The sequence below is a fragment of the Maridesulfovibrio ferrireducens genome (genome assembly GCF_016342405.1).
GTDB classification, from domain to species: Bacteria; Desulfobacterota; Desulfovibrionia; order Desulfovibrionales; family Desulfovibrionaceae; genus Maridesulfovibrio; species Maridesulfovibrio ferrireducens_A.
On record NZ_JAEINN010000003.1, the window covers coordinates 252,991 to 273,208 of the forward strand.

The 20,218-nt window shown below is 41.3% G+C and carries 20 protein-coding genes and 2 tRNA genes; 11 read left to right on the top strand and 11 right to left on the bottom strand.

Annotated features, from left to right (window positions below):
* Positions 1 to 5: 5 nt before the first annotated feature.
* The gene (locus JEY82_RS05010; protein WP_304083270.1) at positions 6 to 857 is read right to left on the bottom strand and encodes a DUF89 domain-containing protein; all 852 of its coding nucleotides are present in this window, start codon (positions 855 to 857) and stop codon (positions 6 to 8) included.
* A 190-nt stretch (positions 858 to 1,047) separates the two neighbouring features.
* Between JEY82_RS05010 and JEY82_RS05015 the strand changes: the two genes are divergently transcribed.
* The 5 genes from JEY82_RS05015 to JEY82_RS05035 all read left to right on the top strand — a co-directional run bounded on the left by JEY82_RS05015 (position 1,048) and on the right by JEY82_RS05035 (position 3,802).
* Complete coding sequence (locus JEY82_RS05015; protein ID WP_304083272.1) at positions 1,048 to 1,377, top strand: hypothetical protein; 330 nt, start codon at positions 1,048 to 1,050, stop codon at positions 1,375 to 1,377.
* A 70-nt stretch (positions 1,378 to 1,447) separates the two neighbouring features.
* Positions 1,448 to 2,308 carry an ATP-binding protein gene (locus tag JEY82_RS05020; protein ID WP_304083274.1) on the top strand — a complete coding sequence of 287 codons (861 nt, stop codon included), beginning with the start codon at positions 1,448 to 1,450 and terminating at the stop codon, positions 2,306 to 2,308.
* Complete coding sequence (locus JEY82_RS05025; protein ID WP_304083277.1) at positions 2,309 to 3,166, top strand: ATP-binding protein; 858 nt, start codon at positions 2,309 to 2,311, stop codon at positions 3,164 to 3,166.
* 10 nt (positions 3,167 to 3,176) lie between these two features.
* Positions 3,177 to 3,545, top strand: a complete 369-nt coding sequence (locus tag JEY82_RS05030) for a CGGC domain-containing protein (protein WP_304083280.1) — start codon at positions 3,177 to 3,179, stop codon at positions 3,543 to 3,545.
* 11 nt (positions 3,546 to 3,556) lie between these two features.
* The gene (locus JEY82_RS05035) at positions 3,557 to 3,802 is read left to right on the top strand and encodes an FmdB family zinc ribbon protein (protein WP_092160878.1); all 246 of its coding nucleotides are present in this window, start codon (positions 3,557 to 3,559) and stop codon (positions 3,800 to 3,802) included.
* A gap of 93 nt (positions 3,803 to 3,895) precedes the next feature.
* On the opposite strand, the gene JEY82_RS05040 is transcribed toward JEY82_RS05035, so the two are convergent.
* The 9 genes from JEY82_RS05040 to lysS all read right to left on the bottom strand — a co-directional run bounded on the left by JEY82_RS05040 (position 3,896) and on the right by lysS (position 13,794).
* On the bottom strand, positions 3,896 to 4,726 hold the full coding sequence (locus tag JEY82_RS05040; RefSeq protein ID WP_304083283.1) for an LpxI family protein: 831 nt from the start codon (positions 4,724 to 4,726) through the stop codon (positions 3,896 to 3,898).
* A gap of 3 nt (positions 4,727 to 4,729) precedes the next feature.
* Complete coding sequence (gene lpxA / locus JEY82_RS05045) at positions 4,730 to 5,527, bottom strand: acyl-ACP--UDP-N-acetylglucosamine O-acyltransferase (RefSeq protein ID WP_304083285.1); 798 nt, start codon at positions 5,525 to 5,527, stop codon at positions 4,730 to 4,732.
* Complete coding sequence (gene fabZ, locus JEY82_RS05050; protein WP_304083288.1) at positions 5,527 to 5,991, bottom strand: 3-hydroxyacyl-ACP dehydratase FabZ; 465 nt, start codon at positions 5,989 to 5,991, stop codon at positions 5,527 to 5,529. Before fabZ ends, lpxA begins: the two co-directional genes overlap by 1 nt.
* A 1-nt stretch (position 5,992) precedes the next feature.
* The gene (gene lpxD / locus JEY82_RS05055) at positions 5,993 to 7,021 is read right to left on the bottom strand and encodes a UDP-3-O-(3-hydroxymyristoyl)glucosamine N-acyltransferase (RefSeq protein ID WP_304083291.1); all 1,029 of its coding nucleotides are present in this window, start codon (positions 7,019 to 7,021) and stop codon (positions 5,993 to 5,995) included.
* Between the two features lie 6 nt (positions 7,022 to 7,027).
* Complete coding sequence (locus tag JEY82_RS05060) at positions 7,028 to 7,555, bottom strand: OmpH family outer membrane protein (protein WP_304083293.1); 528 nt, start codon at positions 7,553 to 7,555, stop codon at positions 7,028 to 7,030.
* A gap of 103 nt (positions 7,556 to 7,658) precedes the next feature.
* On the bottom strand, positions 7,659 to 10,373 hold the full coding sequence (gene bamA / locus JEY82_RS05065) for an outer membrane protein assembly factor BamA (protein ID WP_304083295.1): 2,715 nt from the start codon (positions 10,371 to 10,373) through the stop codon (positions 7,659 to 7,661).
* Complete coding sequence (locus tag JEY82_RS05070; RefSeq protein WP_092160871.1) at positions 10,360 to 11,043, bottom strand: ABC transporter ATP-binding protein; 684 nt, start codon at positions 11,041 to 11,043, stop codon at positions 10,360 to 10,362. Before JEY82_RS05070 ends, bamA begins: the two co-directional genes overlap by 14 nt.
* The gene (locus tag JEY82_RS05075) at positions 11,036 to 12,265 is read right to left on the bottom strand and encodes a lipoprotein-releasing ABC transporter permease subunit (protein ID WP_304083299.1); all 1,230 of its coding nucleotides are present in this window, start codon (positions 12,263 to 12,265) and stop codon (positions 11,036 to 11,038) included. The genes JEY82_RS05070 and JEY82_RS05075 overlap by 8 nt, the downstream gene beginning before the upstream one ends.
* A complete protein-coding gene (gene lysS / locus JEY82_RS05080; protein ID WP_304083517.1) occupies positions 12,262 to 13,794 on the bottom strand; it encodes a lysine--tRNA ligase in 1,533 nt (510 codons plus the stop codon). The genes JEY82_RS05075 and lysS overlap by 4 nt, the downstream gene beginning before the upstream one ends.
* Positions 13,795 to 14,063: 269 nt before the next feature.
* Here lysS and JEY82_RS05085 point away from each other — a divergent pair.
* From JEY82_RS05085 to JEY82_RS05095, 3 genes are all read left to right on the top strand, one after another.
* Positions 14,064 to 14,139: transfer RNA gene (locus JEY82_RS05085), tRNA-Asn, on the top strand.
* Between the two features lie 221 nt (positions 14,140 to 14,360).
* Positions 14,361 to 14,436, top strand: a tRNA-Asn gene (locus tag JEY82_RS05090).
* Between the two features lie 134 nt (positions 14,437 to 14,570).
* A complete protein-coding gene (locus JEY82_RS05095; RefSeq protein ID WP_304083302.1) occupies positions 14,571 to 14,996 on the top strand; it encodes a cereblon family protein in 426 nt (141 codons plus the stop codon).
* A 63-nt stretch (positions 14,997 to 15,059) separates the two neighbouring features.
* On the opposite strand, the gene pyk is transcribed toward JEY82_RS05095, so the two are convergent.
* Positions 15,060 to 16,481, bottom strand: a complete 1,422-nt coding sequence (gene pyk / locus JEY82_RS05100) for a pyruvate kinase (protein ID WP_304083305.1) — start codon at positions 16,479 to 16,481, stop codon at positions 15,060 to 15,062.
* Between the two features lie 256 nt (positions 16,482 to 16,737).
* Between pyk and JEY82_RS05105 the strand changes: the two genes are divergently transcribed.
* The 3 genes from JEY82_RS05105 to JEY82_RS05115 all read left to right on the top strand — a co-directional run bounded on the left by JEY82_RS05105 (position 16,738) and on the right by JEY82_RS05115 (position 20,217).
* Positions 16,738 to 17,214, top strand: coding sequence for an OmpH family outer membrane protein (locus JEY82_RS05105; protein ID WP_304083308.1), 477 nt, complete (start codon positions 16,738 to 16,740; stop codon positions 17,212 to 17,214).
* Between the two features lie 181 nt (positions 17,215 to 17,395).
* On the top strand, positions 17,396 to 19,057 hold the full coding sequence (locus tag JEY82_RS05110) for a Na/Pi cotransporter family protein (protein WP_304083310.1): 1,662 nt from the start codon (positions 17,396 to 17,398) through the stop codon (positions 19,055 to 19,057).
* Positions 19,058 to 19,074: 17 nt separating this feature from the next.
* Positions 19,075 to 20,217: a hypothetical protein gene (locus JEY82_RS05115; RefSeq protein ID WP_304083313.1), complete on the top strand. Its 1,143-nt coding sequence runs from the start codon at positions 19,075 to 19,077 to the stop codon at positions 20,215 to 20,217.
* Position 20,218: the final 1 nt, after the last annotated feature.

The window sequence follows — 20,218 nt, forward strand, 5'->3', positions numbered from 1 at the left end:
GCTAGTTAACTTTCGCGACAAAACAATGAAGTTTTCATGGGATGACCTGTAATCCCGGCGACAACCGGACATTTTACTTTAAAAGCATAGTAAACATCGGGCATAACACCCCATAAAGATTCAAAATTACCTTGTCCTTTACTGAGTACAACGGGAGATTTTTTTAACCTTTCATTAAATTCAAGACTGCATCTTTCAAGCACAGTCCCCGGAGTATCCACACCGGAAGTAACAACTTCGCATACATCGGTCATACCTACAAACTTTGCATCCTCAAGTGTAGCATCATTAAGAATATTCTTACCTCTGACAACATAGGTGACCTTGACCCCTTCCGCCTGTAATAATCCGGTAAAAATAGTATCCAGTCCGATTTCACCGGCATTATCCCCAAGAATTAAGAGAGATTTATCAACTCTGACCTTCTCGACAAAAGAAGCAAACAAAGAACGATCCAGCCCTTGCTCGAGGTGCCCTAATTCAGCCTCCCAGTCGAACTGTTCCATCAGAGCGCAATCCATATAATTACCGATAATTGATACTCCCATCGCAGCAAGCAACGGGTCAGCACTTCCATATACAGTTTCAGTTATACTTGGAAGCAATTCCATTACACGCTTATTAGCTTCATCTTTCTGAACTTTATAAATATCCACATCACCAATATGATTTGAAGTCATCCTGAAAAGTCTTCCGGCAAGTGATGGTGGAGATTCACTAAGGTCAGCCTCGGCAAACCCTTTTGCCCATGCGCGTATAACGGCTTCGTGAACATCTTCCTGCCCAGGACATGCTTTCCGAATTCCGGTTAAAGCCATATTCAAAAAACAAGGTAAACAATCAAGCTGAGTTCTCATTATAATAACCTTCCAAGATACAGGACTATTTTTGATTCATATCTTCCATAAAACGGGCTAATATTGCGTCTTTAATATTCTAAAACACTACAGCACACTTAGACAACTCACTGTTTTTTATCTTCTTTCATCAAAGGCACAGCAGTTGCTATACCATAGGTATCAATAACCAAATTAAAGGAGCAAAACAATGCCCATATTAAACAGAAATCAAAATGGCTCCAACTCAAATGGACAAGGAAGTCCATCTAAAGCTGGAACGTCTCAGGGACAATCCGGAGGTCAAGGTTTAGGTCAGGGAATGGGCCAAGGTCAAGGAATAGGCCAAGGCCGTGGGATGGGCCAGGGTCGTGGGATGGGCCAGGGTCGTGGAATGGGACGCGGACTAAGAGACGGATCTTGTCGTTCCATCAACCCAAATTATTCAAATGCAGCCCCGCAGAATGCCCCTGATTTAGAAAAACGCATTGCCGACCTTGAAGCCGAAAACGAAAGACTCAGGTCAGAGATAGAAAAATAAATTCACCTTTTAGAATAAGGCGCGATAACCATCGCGCCTTTAATTTTATACCAGTAAACAGGATATACATATGCGGATAGCTATCGCCAGCGGTAAAGGCGGCACAGGAAAAACAACTGTTGCTGTCAATTTTGCAGCCTATCTCGACTCCCTAGGAGTAAAAGTAAGCTTTACAGATTGTGACGTAGAAGAACCTAACGCCCATTTTTTTCTGAATCCAGAATTAAGTGCTGAAAAAGATGAATTTATTCCAGTTCCTAAAATTGATGAAGATAAATGCATAGGTGAATCGTGCAGAAAATGTGTTGAGATCTGCCACTTTAAAGCACTTATATGGATGGTAAACTCAGTCATGGTTTTTGATGAATTGTGCCACGGGTGCGGACTCTGTGAACTTGCCTGTCCCGCTGACGCAATAGGCGAAGGACAGAGACTTATCGGAACAACTTCACACGGGAAAGCCGGAAATATTGATTTTACCCGTGGACTGCTTCGAATTGGAGAAGCAATGTCTCCACCTTTAATTAAAGTTGTAAAAGAAATCTCCCCAAAAGCTGAAATAAACATTTTCGACTGCCCTCCCGGAACATCATGCCCCGTAGTAGAATCACTTGTAGGCGCTGATTTTGTTGCGCTCGTAACTGAGCCTACCCCCTTTGGACTTCATGATCTTGATCTGGCAGTTCAGCTTCTGGACACATTAAAACAGCCGTACGGAGTAATTATCAACCGTTCCGGTATGGGCGATGATCGAGTCGAACACTACTTATCAGAAAAGAATATTCCTCTGCTGGGTACATTACCCCACAGCCGCGAAGCCGCCTCAATATACTCAGGCGGTGGACTTCTTTATGATTCAATATCTGGATTTAAAGATGAATTCGCTAAGATTTGGTCATCTATCCAAACTTTCACAGGCGAGGCCAAATAAATGAAACAATTAGTTGTAATAAGCGGCAAAGGCGGCACAGGTAAAACCAGCGTAGTTGCTGCTCTAGCTTCAGTCGGCCCTAAAAAAGTTCTCGCAGATTGCGATGTGGATGCAGCAGATCTTCACTTAATACTTAATCCTACAATTCTTGAAACTAATGATTTTGTAAGCGGAGTCCATCCAACAATTGATCCCGAATTATGTGTTCAATGCGGACTTTGCGTTGAACATTGCAAATTCGAAGCTATTTCAGAAAATTTTTCAATTATACCTGAAAAATGTGAAGGATGTGGTGTCTGCGCTTTTGTTTGTCCTGCAAAAGCAGTAACGGAACACCCGCGCAATTGTGGTAAGTGGTTTAAATCTGAAACCCGTTTCGGCACCATGATTCATGCTGCTCTTGGAATAGGCGAAGAAAATTCCGGCAAACTAGTCACAACTGTCCGTAATGCTTCGACTGCTGCCGGTGAAGAAAACGGCGCTGAAATAGTATTGGTCGACGGCTCTCCCGGAGTTGGATGTCCTGTTATTGCATCACTCACAAACGCTGATCTTGCTGTCTTTGTTGCCGAACCCACAATCTCAGCAGTGCACGACCTTAAGAGAGTCCACAAGCTGACAGAACACTTCAAAATACCCTCAATGACCATCATCAATAAATGTGGAATTAATGAAGATCAGGAAAACGAGATTAGAAGATTCTGCCTTGAAAAAGAAATCCTTATTGTAGGTGAATTACCATACGATATGGGTTTCACAAAAGCTCAATTAGCTGGTCTTTCCGCAGTAGAATTTGACCCTGATGGTTTAGGGAAAAATATAAAATCAATTTGGGAAAAAATGGAAAAAAACTTTTAAAGGGAAAAACATGTCAAAAGAGAAAATTGTCATCATTGGTTGTACCACAGCAATGGATACCATGTGTATCGGATGCTCTCGCTGCATGGTCGCTTTCAATCGCCGCAAGGGTGAATTTGAACGCTATGATGAATCCGCTGAACTTACTGCAATCATTGGTTGCGGAGGTTGTCCCGGAGTTGGAGTTGTCACACGTATGGCTCACCTAAAGCTTTGGAATACTGCTTTGGATGAAGTACCTACTATAGTACACATTGCACCATGCATCACAAATTACTGTCCACATAAAGACATCTTAATTGAAAAAATTAAAGCAAAAGCAGGTTGTGAAGTCGTCGAAGGAACACATCACTTCTTCCCTGATCAAATTTTTGCTTAGGAATTTATAAAATGCCTATTTTTGAATACATATGCCTTGAATGTGGAAAGATTTATGAAGAAATATCGAGTAGTGATGCGAACGAAGGCGAATGTCCTTCTTGCGGAAAAACAACTCGAGAAAAACTGATTTCTTCAACTTCAACTCTGACTGGAAAAGAAGCTCCCGTTACTAAACCGCATGGCGGTAAAGGATGCTGTGGCTCAAGTCCTTCAGCAAAAGGATGTATTCCAGGCTCTTGCTGCGGAAGAACCTAATTTAAGCAGAACAAAAAAAGCTCTAGCAAAAAGGACATTCCCTTTTTGCTAGAGCTTAAAATTTTGTAGCTCTTAAAAAAAATTAAAACAATACTAATTATCCACCCAGTCGGAAGTTAATCCGACAATGCAAATCCCATTATTATCAGCAAACTCTATTGATTTATCTAAATCAAAAAAGAGACTTTTGCCAGCTTCAACCCCTAAACAGGTAGCACCAAGCTCTTTCATCCCTTGAACGGTTTTAAAACCGATTGAAGGCATATCAACTCGATCTTCCTGACCAGGCTTAAAAACCTTAACAATAGAACAGCCCTTTCCCCCAAGTGAACAACCGCGCTTAACAGCAGCATCAGTCCCTTCAATAGCTTCAACAGCAGTAATTACGCCTTCACGAACAACGACGCACTGCCCAATATCCATCCGTCCTAATTCACGTGCGATTTTCCACCCGACAACTAAATCCTTTTTTTCCATATCTGAGGGCTTACGCTTTGTCAGCAATCCGGCCGGAGTAAGAAGTTGCGGTGCATAAACATGCGGTCCAACAACCTGAAATCCTTCGGATTCAAACTCGTCGGTGATAGCTCTAAGCAAAACATCATCACCTTTTGTCGCAAGCTTAAAAAGCAATTTAGCGGCTCTAAAATCTGGACGTATATCAAAAGCTTTAGGTTTATTGATAGTCCCGGCCATAACTACTTTTGTCACGCCGTTTTCTAGGAAAAAATTTATCAATTTAGAGAATTGACCTAACTTAAGTTCTTTCCAGACATCAACGATGCGATGAACTTCATCGTTTGAATGCCCTTTAAAAGATACAGCCACAACACGGTTTCCCTGCGCTGCGGCTCCTTTAGCAACCAAGAGGGGGAATTGTCCCCCTCCGGCAATAAGTCCAATTGTTTCAGATGCATTATTCATAAATTATTCAGGGCTGCGGTCCGCAGGACAAACTCCACGTTCACTATCTCTAACAAAGGTTATTAGCTTCATGACCTCAGGAATTTCTGACATTTCCTTTTCAGCCATTTCTAGAGATTCATCGCGGGTAAGACCTGAACGGAAAATAATTCTATATGCTTTCTTAATTGCCATGCAGGTTTTAGAGTTAAATCCATGTCTTCTAAGACCAATTGAGTTCGGACCGTGCAAAACTCCGCGAATACCTGTCGCCAGCATATAAGGAGGTAAATCCTTAGCAAATCCTGACATACCGCCGAGAAAAGCATATTCTCCAATTCTGACAAACTGATGAATTCCGGACATACCACTTATTGTGACATGATCGCCGACTTCAACATGGCCTGCTAAATTGGACGAATTAGCAATAATTACATTATTTCCAAGTTTACAGTCATGAGCAACGTGAACATATGCCATAAGCATACAATTGTTGCCTATACGAGTGCATCCGCCACCTTCAACCGTACCACGGTTAACAGTAACGAACTCACGAAAAATGTTATCATCACCGATCTCTAAAGTTGTCTCCTCTTCCTTAAAACCAAGGTACTGAGGCGCATCTCCGAGGACAGCATTTGAATGAATAGAATTGCCTTTCCCCATACGAGTGAAAGACTTAATTTGAACGTAAGAATCCAAATAACAATTATCACCGATAACAGTATTACCCTCAACCACACAAAACGGGCCAATGGTAACGTTGGTTCCGATAACAGCGCCAGGATCAACGATTGCGGTAGGATGAATGCCAGTCGACACTATAAAGACTCCCTGTCTACAATAGCAGCGGAAACTTCGCCTTGAGCAGCAATTTCGCCATCAACAGTAGCAACACATTTCATTTTCCAAATATTCATCTTACTGCGAATTTTGGTAACATTAAGTTCCAATTTATCGCCCGGGACAACAGGTCTGCGAAATTTGACCTTATCAATCCCGGTGAACAGAAAGACTTTATCAGCAACGTCTATGCCGTCAATACTGAGAACTATCATTCCGCCAGCCTGAGCAAGAGCTTCAATTATCAAAACTCCGGGCATAACTGGTAGTCCCGGAAAATGTCCCTGAAAAAAAGGCTCATTCATGGTGATATTTTTAAAAGCTTTAATAGACTCACCGGAAACCAATTCTTCTACCCTATCGACTAAAAGAAAAGGATAACGATGAGGAAGCATCGACATAATTTTCTGTATGTCGAGATAATCTATTTCTTTTTTACTCATTTTATTTTCCTTTTGCCAGCTCAGCCTCGAGAGCTACAATACGCTTTTCCAGAGCTGAAAACTTTCGCCCCATATCCGGAAGCTTTTTAATTGAGATTGAACTTCTCAAATATCTACCTTTTTCAAGAAGAGGAGAACCTGCTCCGACGAAACCCGCCGGTACATCATTGGTAACTCCGGATTGAGCACCAATAATTGCCCCGTCTCCAATTTTAATATTATCTACCAATCCGGCTTGAGCAGCCAAAATGACATTATTACCGAGCTTTGTGCTTCCCGCTATACCAGACTGAGAAATAATTAAACAATCATCGCCAGTTACAACATTATGAGCAATCTGGACGAGATTATCTATTTTCGTTCCTGAACCGATTTTTGTAACATCAAGCGCAGCTCTATCAATTGTGGTGTTTGATCCGATTTCTACATGATCACCGATTTTGACAGTACCGATTTGAGGAATCTTCATATGCTTTCCAGAAACCTGTGCATAACCAAAACCGTCACCGCCGATAACAGCCCCGGGTTGAATAATAACCCCGGAACCGAGAACGATACCGGCCATAATAGAACAATTCGGATAAAGGCAACATCCGGCACCTATCTCACAGTCTTCGCCAACATAAACACCGGCAAAAATCTTTGAGTTAGGGCCAATTTTTGCCCCTTTTCCCACAAAAGCAAAAGGATAAACTGTAACTGTTTCATCAACTTCAGCTTCAGGATGAATAAAGGCAAGTTCATGAATGCCTTCGACACATCCTTGAGGCTTAGAAAACACGTGCATAGCCTTAGCTAAATCCATATAAGGATTTTCGCTCAATATAGCTGACTCAACTTGATCCGCATATTTTGCATTAAGCACAACAGCAGCAGCCTTCGTCGTTGCGAGCTGAGCTTCATATTTAGAATTAGCTAAAAATGACAGTTCGCATGATCCGGCATTTTCAAGAGTATTAACTCCGGTAATTTCAGTGTCTTTACCTGATATAGTAAGCCCCAGCAGGGCTGCAAGTTCTGATAAAAGCATATATCCCTACTTTTTACCTGCTCTGTAAGCACGGTTCATTTCGAGAAGAATTTCATTTGTTACATCAACAGCGTCATCTACATAAAGAAATCCGGAAGATCCTTTATCAAAAATAGCTGTAAATGAATTTTTCTTAGCATAAGTATTAACCGCTGCTTTTATATTTTCTAAAACAGGAGTTCCAACTTTCTGCTCTTCAGCCTGCATTTTTCTCTGAGTAGCCTGAGCGAGATCCTGATAATCACGAACTTTGCGTTTAAACTCTAATTCCTTATCCTGTTTAGCTTCAAGAGAAAGAACAAGGCTCTGTTTCTGCAAAGACTGCTTAAGCCCTTCAAGTTCTTTCTGTTTAGATTCAAGATTCTTTTTAGCAGATACAAACTTCTTTTCCATTTGCTTTTGAGCAGCTTGTCCAGCCTCAGAATCTTTTATCAGTTTGCCCATTGCGGCAACACCGATTTTCTGAGTACCAGCAAAAGCATGTGCCTGAAAAGCTAGAACTAAAACCAGAACCAAAAATAAAATTTTACGCATTACTCTCTACTCCTTTATTATCTAACGACTCGAATTAGTCGAAAAGGCATGTCGGGTAACCCCAGACATGCCCTTACTCTTCAATAATTATTATCAAACTATGTTAAAAGAACTGTCCCATTGAGAACTCGATCTTATGACGGCTGCTGTCTTCAAGGTTATCCAGACCGTAACCATATTCAACCCTGATCGGCCCCATTGGAGAGAACCACCGTATACCAGCTCCTATACTTTTGTACAGTCCGAGTGTTAGATCTTTTCCATCCGCTTGTTTAGTATCAGTGAAGAAACTGTCCCCTTCTCCCCATGTGTTACCAATATCAAAGAAGGTTACACCAACAAGCCCGAATTCCTCATTAATTGGGAATAAGAGCTCAAAGTTCATGAACATCATCTTATTACCACCGACTCGATCGCCGGAAACACTGTCACGAGGAGAGATTTCTCTTGAGGAATAACCTCGGACATTATTAATTCCACCTAAGTAGAACTTTTCAAAGACTGGAATATCTCCATCACCTAAGTTGTCATGAACAAATCCAACTTTACCTCTCCAATGGAAAATCAAATCCCAGAACACAGGAGTGAAATAGTTAGAATCTAAGGTGTACTTGACGTAAGAGTCATCTCCCATCAAAATACCGCCACCCATAGCAACTGTTGCAGTATTAAGAGTACCCGTTGAAGGGTTAAACGCCTTATTAGTGGTATCTCTCTTAAAACCGGCAGTGACAATACTCGACCAATTATATCCTTCAATATCTTTAATTGCCTTAGCAGCTGTCTCTGAAATTTTTGAGACATAATAGTTATCCAGACGATAGTTAGTGAAGAAGTTTGTATACTCTCCGACAGGATAAGAAGCTTCAATACCAGCACCGATTGTCTGCTTATCATAATCGTCAAAATCTTCATTACGCCAGTAAGTCTGAGCTCCTGCTCCCCACAAAGTATCACCTACACGCGGGTTATAGAAGTTTAGACCATAACTGATACTCTTTGAACTCCAACCGCCGTTAAGACCGAAGTCCCAACCGCGCCCAAACAAGTTCCGTTCAGTAATTTTGGCTGAAATGAAAACACTGTCTGAAGTAGAATACCCGATACCACCACTGACCATACCGGTATTTTTATCTTTAACCTTAACTTTCAAATCCATCTCACTGGGGTCACCAGTCGGAATCGGCTCAATATCAACTTCACTGAAGTAGTCCAGCTTATTTAATCTGACAATTGAACGCTGAAGCTTAAACCCACTGAACTGATCGCCATCAGCAAGACGCATTTCGCGAAGTATTACATTATTACGAGTTTTTGAATTCCCCTCGATAATAACCCTTCGGATATGAACTTTCTGACGCTTAGAGATCAAGAAAGTAATTGCAACTGTCTTATCTTCGGCATTCTGATCAAATTGAATTTTGGCATCAGCGTATGCATAACCAAAATTCGCATAGAAATCTGAAAGAGCTTTCATGTCCTCACGCAGGACAGATCTATCAAGATATTCGCCGCCATCCGCCATATCATCGGCAGCAATAATTTCTTTCAACTTAGATTTCTTAACAATCAAGTCACCTCTGAGTTCAACACTACCGACTTTGTAGCGATTCCCCTCAGAAACTTGAAAAGTCACATATATACCGTCATCTTTTATTTCAACTTCCGGTTCACCGACTTTTGCGTCGATGAATCCACGGTTACCGTAATACGCTAAAATCGCAGCTGCATCTCGTTCAAGCAACTCTTCTTTGAGTACTCCGGTTTTAGTAAACCATGAAAGCCACCCTCTCTCAGTAAGAGCAAGCTGAGCTTTAACTTCTTCAGGGTCCAACTTTTCAGCTCCCTGAATAATAATGCCTTCAATATAAAGCTTCTTGCCTTCATCAACTTTTAAATTAAGACGGGCCTGAGCGCCTTCTCCGTCTACATTATAATCTACTTTGGCCTTATAATAACCTTCTTTACGATACATTTCGCGCAAGGTATTAAGGTCATCAGAAAGGACTTTAGGGTTAAGAACTGCACCCTTTTTAGTATTGACGGCCGAAAGAATATCTTCTGAATCTATTGCGTCAGCACCCTGTACGGTAATTGCTTGAATACGTGGTTTTTCCACAACTTCGAAAACAATTTTCTTTCCACCGGGCACATCACTGACTTTAACTTTTACGTCTTCAAAATAACCAAGAGCGTAAATATTTTTGAGGTCTGTATTGATTTTATATGGAGTGTATATATCGCCGACTTTAATATTAGTCCGCATCATAACGACGTCTTTATCAAGAACTCTGGTTCCTACAACTTCGACATCTGCAATTTTATCCTGACTAAGCAATTCAAGTTTAACTTTTGCAACAAGCTCATCAACAGCAGGCAAAAGATTAATCAATCCTTTTTTGCTCACAAATAACGGAACAGCCGGCTTCATGCCAAAGGCTTCAACTAAACGGACATCAAGGCTGAGATCTTCACCGATCTGACTGAAACTACCATATATGGAGTAGCCCGAACCGGCGAGAAGAGCCATGTCCTTTGCCGACTGTAAGTTCAAAAATTCGTAACCCTGTTCATCAACAAGCTGCATCACTTTTTTCTGATCAACAACTCTAAAACCAGCCTCACGCAATCTATCTGAAACAAGAGTGGGCAGACTATCCTTAAGATACTGAGTATCCGCATTAGCATTTACTTCAAAAGGAAGTACAGCAAGCACAATACTGGAGGCATCTTCAGCTTGTGCTTTTTCAGTTCCTGAATTGAGCAAAAACGCTAGAGTTGCCGCAATCAGCAAAAACAGAAATCTAATTCTGGGCATAAAGTTCTCCGGAACGCAACTCAAGCCGGCGTTTCATAATACCGGCCAATTCTATATTATGTGTCACAACTATAAGAGTCATTCCTAGTTCTTCATTAAGGGAAACCAGCATTTCACCAACCATCTTCCCTGTTTTTTCATCCAAATTACCAGTAGGTTCGTCGGCCAGTAAAACTTTCGGCTTAAGCAAAACGGCTCGCGCTATTGCGGCCCTCTGCCTTTCCCCTCCGGAAAGTGTAGTAACTCTATGATCAAGCCGATTTTCAAGCCCGACCAGTACAAGAGCTTCACGAGCCATTGCAGATGCTTTTTTCTGACTGATACCTGCCACCATGGCTGGCAGTGCAACATTTTCCAAAGTAGTAAACTCTGGAAGTAAGTGATGAAACTGGAAAATAAAACCTATTTCCCGATTCCTGACTTGTGCCCGCTTCTCAGCAGGCATATCATTAAAATTCATTCCTGCAAAATCAATATTACCCCTACTGGCGGTATCAAGTGTCCCTAAAATATGAAGAAGAGTAGTTTTTCCTGAACCTGACGACCCCATAATCGCAAGGGATTCACCGGATTCAACATTCAAATTTATATTATTAAGTACTTGAACAATCTCAGTCGGACCTTCGAATTCTTTCCCGATACCAGTCAGTTCATAAAGTAAACTACTCATATCTCAGAGCCTTCGCAGGTTCAAGAGCTGCGGCCTGTTTTGCCGGATACAAAGTAGCCAGAAAACAAAGCAAAAATGCCGAAACACCAATTATGGTCAAGTCCAACATGTCCATCCTTACGGGTAGATAATCAACAGGATAAACATTGCTTGGTAATTTAATAAATTGATACTTCTTAAGAAGAAGCGCAACAGGCACCCCGATCAGATACCCTAAACTTGTTCCGATCAATCCTATTAATGTTCCCTGCCACATAAAAATTCGTCTGATACTTCCGGTTGTTGCCCCCATGGACATCAACACCGCAATATCTCTGGTTTTCTGCATAACCAACATAACTAGTGTAGTTATGATACTGAATGATCCGACCAGAACAATCATTGCCAGAATGATAAACATTGCTGTTTTTTCCAGCTTCAAAGCGGCAAACAAGTTGGCATTCATCTGCTGCCAATTTCTTATCTGCACTGGATATCCAGAAAGTTCTTTAGCTAAATGCTTACCGATCTGATCCACAGCGTAAACATCGTCAACGCGTATTTCGAGTCCGGACACAAAATCTCTTTTAAAACCAAGTAGATTCTGCGCAGCTTTGTTACTTATGTAAGCCAAAGAAGAATCGTATTCAAACATGCCTGTTCTAAAGATTCCCCCTACCTTAAATATGCGCACTTTCGGAGTAAAACCGGCTGCACTTTGCTTTCCTGTCGGAGAAAGCAGGTTAACTGAATCTCCAATAACAAGTCCAAGCCTTTTAGCCAACTGTGTTCCGATAACAATTTCAGGCATTTTGCTTTCTTTAGATAACGAGTCAACACTACCGGAAATAATATTTCCGGGTAAACTCAGAACCCCTTTAGCTGTAGAAGAATCAAGGCCTCGTAAAACAACACCTTTAACTCCGCCATTGCTGGAAAGCATCACTTCAGAATAGATAAAGGGCGTTACGCCTGTAACACCCTTTAATTTTTCTATTTTTTCTACCATATGATGATAATTATCTAAAGTACCATCATATGCTGTCACAATTATATGAGCATTAACCCCGAGAATTTTATCTCTCAGATCTGTAGAAAAGCCATTCATCACTCCAAGAACAACAATCAGTGCCGCAACTCCAATTGCTACGCCGCATACTGCAAAAAGTGATATTACTGAGATGAAGGAATTCTTCCTCAGGGTAAACAAATATCTTAATGCGACGAACAACTCAAATTTCATGCGCCACCAGTGCCGGAAGTTGTTTCACTTCTCAGAAGCGGGAACAAAATAACCTCTCTGATAGAGGAACTGTCTGTCAGCAGCATAACCAGTCTATCGATACCGATACCCTGACCTGCTGCCGGAGGCATTCCGTACTCAAGAGCACGAACATAATCCTCATCCATATGATGCGCTTCATCGTCACCGGCTTCTTTTTCTTCAACCTGCTCCAAGAACCTGCAACGCTGATCAACTGGGTCGTTGAGTTCAGAAAACGCATTGGCAAGCTCACGTCCACAGACGAAAAGCTCAAAGCGATCGGTAAGTTCAGGATTCTCTTCATTTCTTCTGGAAAGAGGAGATATATCCGTAGGATAAAGATAAATAAAGTGAGGCTGAATCAACTTAGGCTCAACGAGAAGGTCAAACAGTTTAGCTTGAAGCTTACCGAGTTTTTCACCTTCAACAGCTTTTTCGCCAAGTTTTTTGACCAAATCCTTACACTTATCATAATCATTGTATATTTCAGGAGAAACATCACCGATTGTTTCTAAAGAATCATGGAACGTTACGCGATGCCACGCTCCGGGAGTCAAATCAATAACTTCGTCCTGATAGTTAACTTTAGTATCGCCGTTAACGGCATGACATACCTTAGAAATCATATCTTCGGTAAGATCCATGAGGTCCACATAGTTGGCATACGCCCAATAGAATTCAAGCATTGTAAATTCCGGGTTATGCTGAGTGTCGATACCCTCATTACGGAAGTTACGATTAATCTCATAAACTTTTTCAAAACCACCAACCAAAAGACGTTTAAGATAAAGCTCTGGTGCAATACGCAGATAAAGCTTCATATCAAGTGCATTATGGTATGTTTCAAAAGGTTTTGCCGCAGCACCACCGGGAATAGACTGCATCATGGGAGTTTCCACTTCCATAAAGCCCATATTATCAAGATAGTTCCGCAGAGCCCCGACAATTTTCGTCCGCTTCTGGAAAATCTCACGAGCTCTAGGAGTAACGATCAGATCGACATAACGCTGGCGATATCTGGTCTCTACATCTTTAAGTCCGTGATACTTCTCAGGAAGTGGACGCATGGATTTAGTGATAAGAGTGACTGCGCAAGCTTTCAGAGTTAACTCGTCAGTTTTAGTTCTGAAGAGTTCCCCCTCAACGCCTACAATATCACCGATATCGAATTTCTTAAAAATTTTGTACAGATCCGCACCAAGGTCGTCCCTTGCAGCATAAACCTGGATCCTACCTGTAGGATCCTGAAGGTGAAAAAATGCGACTTTACCGAAGGAACGCAGAGTAAGAACCCTGCCTGCCATCTTAAACTTTTTACCGAGAGTATCTAACTCCTCAGTAGCAGTTTTGTCGTAATTGTCCCAAATAAATGAGACATCTGTATCTTTACTGAAGTCGTTGGGGTAAAGTTTCACACCTTCGTCGAGAAGAGTACAAGCCTTTTCCACACGATTCTTCAGAACCTGATTGAGTTCGTTCTGAGCTTGCAGAGCCTCAAGCAGAGGCATAAATGATGCCACGTGCTCTGATTTGGTTGCTAGCTTTATTTGCTTCTTTTTGTTGCCGCTCAACTTATTAATTCTCCGTAACCGAATAAAGTCTAGAAAAATACGAGATCCGTTGTTTGCCTAAGCTAAATACCCTCTGTCGTCAAGAAAGTACATATTTTATAGCCCTCCACCCCCGACAAATATTTTTTAAAAAAAGGTTTGACATGTGGCAACCAAATACGTAAAACCCATCTTCGTTGCTGCAGTGAAATGCACAGCGCGTATATTCCTCGGTGGCTCAATCGGCAGAGCGGGTGACTGTTAATCACTAGGTTGGGGGTTCAAGTCCCTCCCGGGGAGCCAGATTAAAATAAGGCTGTTTTCGAAAGAAAACAGCCTTTTCTGTTTTCTATGCAATTCTATTTTTTAAAATTTGACATTACTCCGTTTATCACTGCTATTATATATAGATGCACTAAAGTTATTTTAAAAAAAATCAATTTAAATGCAGATAATGTTTGACAACTTCACGTCAAATCCGTAGATATCTCTTCGTCGCAACGGGAAACTGTTGCAGTGAATATTCCTCGGTGGCTCAATCGGCAGAGCGGGTGACTGTTAATCACTAGGTTGGGGGTTCAAGTCCCTCCCGGGGAGCCAGATTACAACAAGGCTGTTTTCGAAAGAAAACAGCCTTTTTTGTTTTTTATCGTTTTTTGAAATTTCCGCCCCGCAAGCTGACAATACAGCAACACCCTTCTTTTCAGATCTTCTTTCACGCGCTACAATCAGCTATGAACAACTTCTCGCACCCCACAGCAACGTTTCTACTTAAAACAGTAAGAGAAACCGACTCTTCCGTTCGCAATGACCTACAGAACGATTCAGAGCTTAATGAGTCGAAGTTTAAACAATTCATTGTCTGTAAAGAATGCGAACATAAGTTAACCAAGCCAACCTTTGCCATTCAAGTAAACAACAACCACGAGCATTCATTCTTCAATCCGCACGGCTATGTCTTTCAGCTTAGATGTTTTTCAAATGCAAGCGGCTGTTTGACGGACGGGCTCCCTTCTTCTGAATTCACCTGGTTTTCAGGCTACTCATGGCAAATTACGTTATGCGGAAAATGTTTTTCCCATCTTGGATGGAAATTCACTTCTGATTCCAATTCTTTTTTCGCTCTCATCAAAGATAAAATTAAAAACTCAACCAAATAAAAAAGCCATCCTGAACTTAATATAGTTCAGGATGGCTTAATTCTTAATTTCTAATTACTAAATCTATTTATAATACAATTTAATTTCATTAGTTTTTGATTCAGTCTGCCCCGGTGTAGGCTGACCGGAAACAAGGATGTAACCTTTTCCTCTAGGGAAACCTTTATTCCCTTCCAGATATCTTTCGAGACGCGCTCGGTGAACAGGAATTGTCGCATCAGTTATAACCGGAGTCATACCCCAGAAGAAATTCAAATAAGCCGGAACACTCTTATCGGGAGTCAGGCAATGAATAGGCTGTCTGGGTCTACGGCTACAAATAATCTTAGCAGATGCACCGCTGCTTGAATGACAAAGTATAGCAGGGCTATCAATGTTATCTGCAAGCAGACAAGCAGAGTAACTCAGATATTTGATAGGATTGACTTCTTTTGTAGGCTTATAAGGTCCGTCAATTCTTTCAAGATAATAAGGCTCGGTAGCCTCTGCAATTTCACGGATAAAACCAACAGTCTCTGCGGGATAATCACCGATAGCTGTTTCTTCGGAAAGCATGCAGCAATCAGCACCGTCCATAATCGCATTTGCCACGTCATTAGCTTCTGCACGTGTTGGAATAGGATTCTTTACCATTGAAAGAAGCATCTGAGTTGCGACGATTACAGGCTTCTGAGCATGACGACACGCCCTGATCAATTTTTTCTGAATTACAGGAACGGAAGACAATTTACACTCAAGGCCTAAATCTCCGCGTGCAACCATAATCGCATCGGCAACTTTTAGAATATCTTCTATGTTATCAACAGCGTTTTGCCGTTCAATTTTAGCAACAACCGGCAGCCAAGCTCCAAGCTTATGCATTTCCGCTTTAACGTCTTCGACATCTTTAGGTGTCTGAACAAAAGACATCGCTATAGCATCAAGGCCGATTTCAATTGCACCGATAAGATCAACTTTGTCCTTTTCAGTAAAAGCGGCCAGTGCGAGATTTTTGCCCGGAAATGCAATTCCCTTACGGGAAGACAAAATACCTGCATTCTGAGCCTGAAGTTTGTAAAGCTTATCTTTAATAATAGTTTCAGTAACTAAAAACTGCAGAATTCCGTCACTTAAAGAAACAAGCATTCCCGTTTCAAGACCATGAAACAATTCAGGCTGATCAAGCGGAATAAACGGACAATCCGAATGCTTACCGCTTTCCTCAGACATTCCCAAATAAACATCCGCGTCCTGTCCGATATTAAGAGGTGCGCCGGCAATTACACCGACTCTGATTTTAGGACCACACAAATCCCCCATAATAGTCAGAGGAATTCCAAGGTCTTTTTCAACTTCTCGAATCATTTTGACAACCGGACGAAAGCTTTCGGCATCAGAATGAGAAAAATTTAAACGCAAAATTCTTACTCCGTTAAGAACCATTTTGCGTATAATTTCAACACTTCCAGAGGCCGGACCTAATGTGGCAATAACTTTGGTTCTCATATTCCTGTCCTCACGAGTTTATATATTTCAAAGCAAAAACTGCTTATATCACGATATATTTTGTCTTTTTTAAATCAAACAATAAGACATTAATTTCGTCAACATGAATACTTAGTATCTTAAACCATAATAAAAAAATGTCTACCAGGTTAATTTTTTGCTTCGATTTCTTGCCAATGTCACTTTTTTTAGTTTAAAGGAGCATTTGCCTGTTTATACAGAGCTTAAAAATTAAAATCTAACAGTGGAGAATTCGATGTCTAAAAAAATACTTACATTAATTGCACTTATTGTCATCTCAGCTTTTATTGCAGGCTGTCAACAGCAGGAAACAGCTGGAGCAAAGGTTGGTTTTGTTGATACAAACAAAGTATTTAAAGAATGCAAAGCTGGTGCTGAAGGCATGGCATACCTCAAAGATGCAAGCGAAAGCTTCCAGTCTACCTTCACAGATATGCAGAAAGAACTTGCAGGCAACCAGACTGAAGACAATGCACGCAAATTCCAGGAAGCTCTCAGCGAATACCAGACCAAAATGGGAGCTGAACAGAATCGCATAGTTGAAACTCTTAACGCCGGTTTCACTAAAGCTGTTGACGAATATCGCAAAGCAAACGGCATGTCCGCTGTCTTCTCAGTAGAGTCAGCTGTAAGCTATGACGAAGGTTCAGACATCAGCTCTGCAATCATCGAAGCAATGGATAAAATGGATATTAAAGTTAAAGCTGAATAGTTTAAACAACTACCCCGCTTATTTAATTAGAAAGACCTCCCTCGCAAAAATTGTGAGGGGGGTTTTCTTATTTCAAACTATTCTGTTACTTTTCAGACCTGACGCTTGCTTTTTAAATTGTCTCAGGCAATTATCTTGAATAATAAAAGCACTTAAATTCAATCCCATACATTAAAAAAATATGACATTTACACTTCTTGCAAATCTTCTAGGTGGATTGGGGCTTTTCCTTATCGGAATGCGCCTTATGACTCAGGGACTCAGGCACGCCGCCGGGCACTCACTCCGTCGGCTTCTTGGAGAATGGACCAAAAATCCGGGACGGGGACTAATCTCCGGTTTCTTTATTACAGCCCTTGTTCAATCTTCCAGCGCGGTCACTGTTGCTGTAATTGGATTTGTAAACGCCGGTCTGCTTACACTTACTCAATCCATCGGAGTCATTTACGGCAGCAACATAGGAACAACAGTAACAGGCTGGATTGTTGCAACTGCGGGTTTCAATGTTAATATTAAAGGACTGGCGCTGCCGCTGATTGCCTGCGGTGCCATTTTGAGACTCACAGGCTCGATTTCCAAAAGAGCTTACTTCGGAGATGCGTTAGCAGGATTCGGTCTTTTTTTTCTCGGAATTTCTACACTTCAACAATCCTTTAAAGGCATTGAATCAACTCTTGATTTATCAACTTTTGCCAGCTCCGGATTTATTTCCCTCCCGATATTTCTCGGCATAGGAATTATACTCACCCTGCTTATGCAAAGTTCAAGCGCTGCGATGGCTCTGGTTTTGACAGCAACAATTTCCGGCCTGATGGACTTGAATCAAGGGGCCGCAGCTGTAATCGGAACGAATATCGGAACGACCTCTACAGCAGCCCTTTCAGTAATCGGTGCAACCATCAACGCCAAAAGAGTTGCAATCGGACATATCATTTTCAACACAGTCACTGCGCTTGTTGCACTGCTGATTCTTCCGATTTTATTAAATGCAATTATATTTACAACTCAAAGTCTGGGCCTGACAAACGAACCTGCATTTGTTTTAGCAATTTTCCATACGCTCTTTAATATTCTGGGAGTAGTAATACTGTGGCCCTTTACAAAACGCCTTGTAACATTTCTTGAACGGAGTATCGGCCGAAAAGGTTATGAAAAAGATAGACCTAAATATCTTGACAAAAATGTTGTAAACTCCCCCTCGCTGGCTGTTGACGCTCTGAATCTTGAACTGGAGCGTATCGGGATTGAAACCAGATCAATTATGAGAAAAGGACTGAATTCAAACTTTAACTATGCAGCCCTGAATTCAGACAAAGATTCGCTTGAAAATTTAATAGAGGCATCAAGAACTTTCTGCGCCAAAATGCAATCACAACCCCTAACCGAAATTCAAGGACAGCAGATAGCTACGGCATTGCGAATACTGCAATATTACCGCACAGCCGGAACTCTGTCAGCCTCTCTTGCAAAAAAGGGAATAGCACCTGACACGGCATCTTTGGGGCCTGATTCCGATCTTATTACGGTGTTCATCAACTCATGCCTCGGCGTGCTAAATACTGCTGATAACCCATGCTCCGCGGAATTTTGTCAAATCGACAACATGATAGCAGACATGCTATCAGCCTATCACGACCTTAAGGCAAAACTGCTTTCAGCAGGAGGCCGGGGTATTATACAAGTTCCAGACATGGTCGATCAGTTGGAACTTTTTTCAAAAATCAGAAGAATAGCTAAACAATCAGCCAAAGGGTCAATTTACCTTATGGCTATGAAACCCGGTTCAGGCGCGTGCTGCCCCGGAACCGGCTCAATAAAATTTGCATGGAACCGTCACTGGTAAGATCATGGAGCATATTAATGAATAAATTCAAACTTCCTATTATCATTTTCGCTGTAGTTTTTATTATTTCCGCTGCTGCATTAATATTCTTTATTAACAAAGACACTGAAAAAGACACAACTAAACGAGTTGAAGCTCCCTCATGGATTCATGAAACCGGATCGAGCGGCAGACTTCCTATTACATCAAAGGTTGCAAAGTCTCCTTCAGCCACAGAAAGAAATGAAACAGCAAAGAAAACTGCATCTGAAAAAATTGCCGTAAAAAAAGCGAAATCTGGTTCGAATAAATCAGCTGAGACAGCAACCTCGAATATCGCTGAAACCGTAAACAAATTTAAAAATGATATAGTAACAGATGTTTTTCTTGAAAACCTTGCAGGATATGTAGCTGATAACTATCAGCCGGCTGGCTCTCTTCCTTTTAAACCTAAAAGTGGATATAGTTCCGCTTCCTTTAAGGGTATAAATACATATTTCGGTTTAAATTTAATGGGCCTTATGCCGGAAGCCGAAAACATTATTTCAGCTAGAAAATCCATATGGGAAAATCTTCTTTATCCCGGAACACTTTCGAAGGCATATGAAAAATACTACAGCTCATTCCTTGATCTGGTTGAAGAAAAAGGTATTACTGCGGAAAAGAAATTCGCGGTGAAGGGAGATGCATCCGAGATTCGCGCGTTCACAGCTAAAGAACGGGCGGATATGTTTAAAGTCAGCGCAGCACCTTTACGGCACGTAGCAGCTGTTCTTACTTCAATTGCAGAAAATCCTGATCTTGTTCAAGCTATGGACGGGTATATTAAAGCCGAAAAAAGAGTTGAAAGAGCTAACGCCGTCTTTCAGAAAGAACTGACTGATTCTAATTATTCTCAATCCGTAATAGCAAAAAACAAGGCTTCCCATGCAGGTAAAATTTTAAAAGATGCAATCATCGTCAGAGAAAAAATCAAGAATGGCATTTCTGACAAGATTAAAACCTTCTGCACTGGCCCATGTGACACTCCAAATGACGCGTTCTATATAGCTCAGTGGGTTTTCAGACGGGTAAAAGCGGATCACAACAGAATAGAATCAATTTTATCAGGCAGCAAACTTCTTTCTAAGCTTGCAAAACAAATGGAAGACAGAGCTGAAGCTATCAAAAATAATATGTAAC

Excerpts from the sequence above, each read along its gene's own strand:
- fabZ (WP_304083288.1), bottom strand. The coding sequence starts at position 5,991 with ATGAGTAAAAAAGAAATAGATTATCTCGACATACAGAAAATTATGTCG.
- JEY82_RS05010 (WP_304083270.1), bottom strand. The coding sequence starts at position 857 with ATGAGAACTCAGCTTGATTGTTTACCTTGTTTTTTGAATATGGCTTTA.
- pyk (WP_304083305.1), bottom strand. The coding sequence starts at position 16,481 with ATGAGAACCAAAGTTATTGCCACATTAGGTCCGGCCTCTGGAAGTGTT.
- JEY82_RS05040 (WP_304083283.1), bottom strand. The coding sequence starts at position 4,726 with ATGAATAATGCATCTGAAACAATTGGACTTATTGCCGGAGGGGGACAA.
- JEY82_RS05115 (WP_304083313.1), top strand. The coding sequence starts at position 19,075 with ATGAATAAATTCAAACTTCCTATTATCATTTTCGCTGTAGTTTTTATT.
- bamA (WP_304083295.1), bottom strand. The coding sequence starts at position 10,373 with ATGCCCAGAATTAGATTTCTGTTTTTGCTGATTGCGGCAACTCTAGCG.
- JEY82_RS05095 (WP_304083302.1), top strand. The coding sequence starts at position 14,571 with ATGAACAACTTCTCGCACCCCACAGCAACGTTTCTACTTAAAACAGTA.
- JEY82_RS05025 (WP_304083277.1), top strand. The coding sequence starts at position 2,309 with ATGAAACAATTAGTTGTAATAAGCGGCAAAGGCGGCACAGGTAAAACC.
- JEY82_RS05035 (WP_092160878.1), top strand. The coding sequence starts at position 3,557 with ATGCCTATTTTTGAATACATATGCCTTGAATGTGGAAAGATTTATGAA.
- JEY82_RS05110 (WP_304083310.1), top strand. The coding sequence starts at position 17,396 with ATGACATTTACACTTCTTGCAAATCTTCTAGGTGGATTGGGGCTTTTC.
- lysS (WP_304083517.1), bottom strand. The coding sequence starts at position 13,794 with ATGCCTCTGCTTGAGGCTCTGCAAGCTCAGAACGAACTCAATCAGGTT.
- JEY82_RS05020 (WP_304083274.1), top strand. The coding sequence starts at position 1,448 with ATGCGGATAGCTATCGCCAGCGGTAAAGGCGGCACAGGAAAAACAACT.
- JEY82_RS05105 (WP_304083308.1), top strand. The coding sequence starts at position 16,738 with ATGTCTAAAAAAATACTTACATTAATTGCACTTATTGTCATCTCAGCT.
- JEY82_RS05030 (WP_304083280.1), top strand. The coding sequence starts at position 3,177 with ATGTCAAAAGAGAAAATTGTCATCATTGGTTGTACCACAGCAATGGAT.
- JEY82_RS05075 (WP_304083299.1), bottom strand. The coding sequence starts at position 12,265 with ATGAAATTTGAGTTGTTCGTCGCATTAAGATATTTGTTTACCCTGAGG.
- JEY82_RS05015 (WP_304083272.1), top strand. The coding sequence starts at position 1,048 with ATGCCCATATTAAACAGAAATCAAAATGGCTCCAACTCAAATGGACAA.
- JEY82_RS05060 (WP_304083293.1), bottom strand. The coding sequence starts at position 7,555 with ATGCGTAAAATTTTATTTTTGGTTCTGGTTTTAGTTCTAGCTTTTCAG.
- lpxD (WP_304083291.1), bottom strand. The coding sequence starts at position 7,021 with ATGCTTTTATCAGAACTTGCAGCCCTGCTGGGGCTTACTATATCAGGT.
- JEY82_RS05070 (WP_092160871.1), bottom strand. The coding sequence starts at position 11,043 with ATGAGTAGTTTACTTTATGAACTGACTGGTATCGGGAAAGAATTCGAA.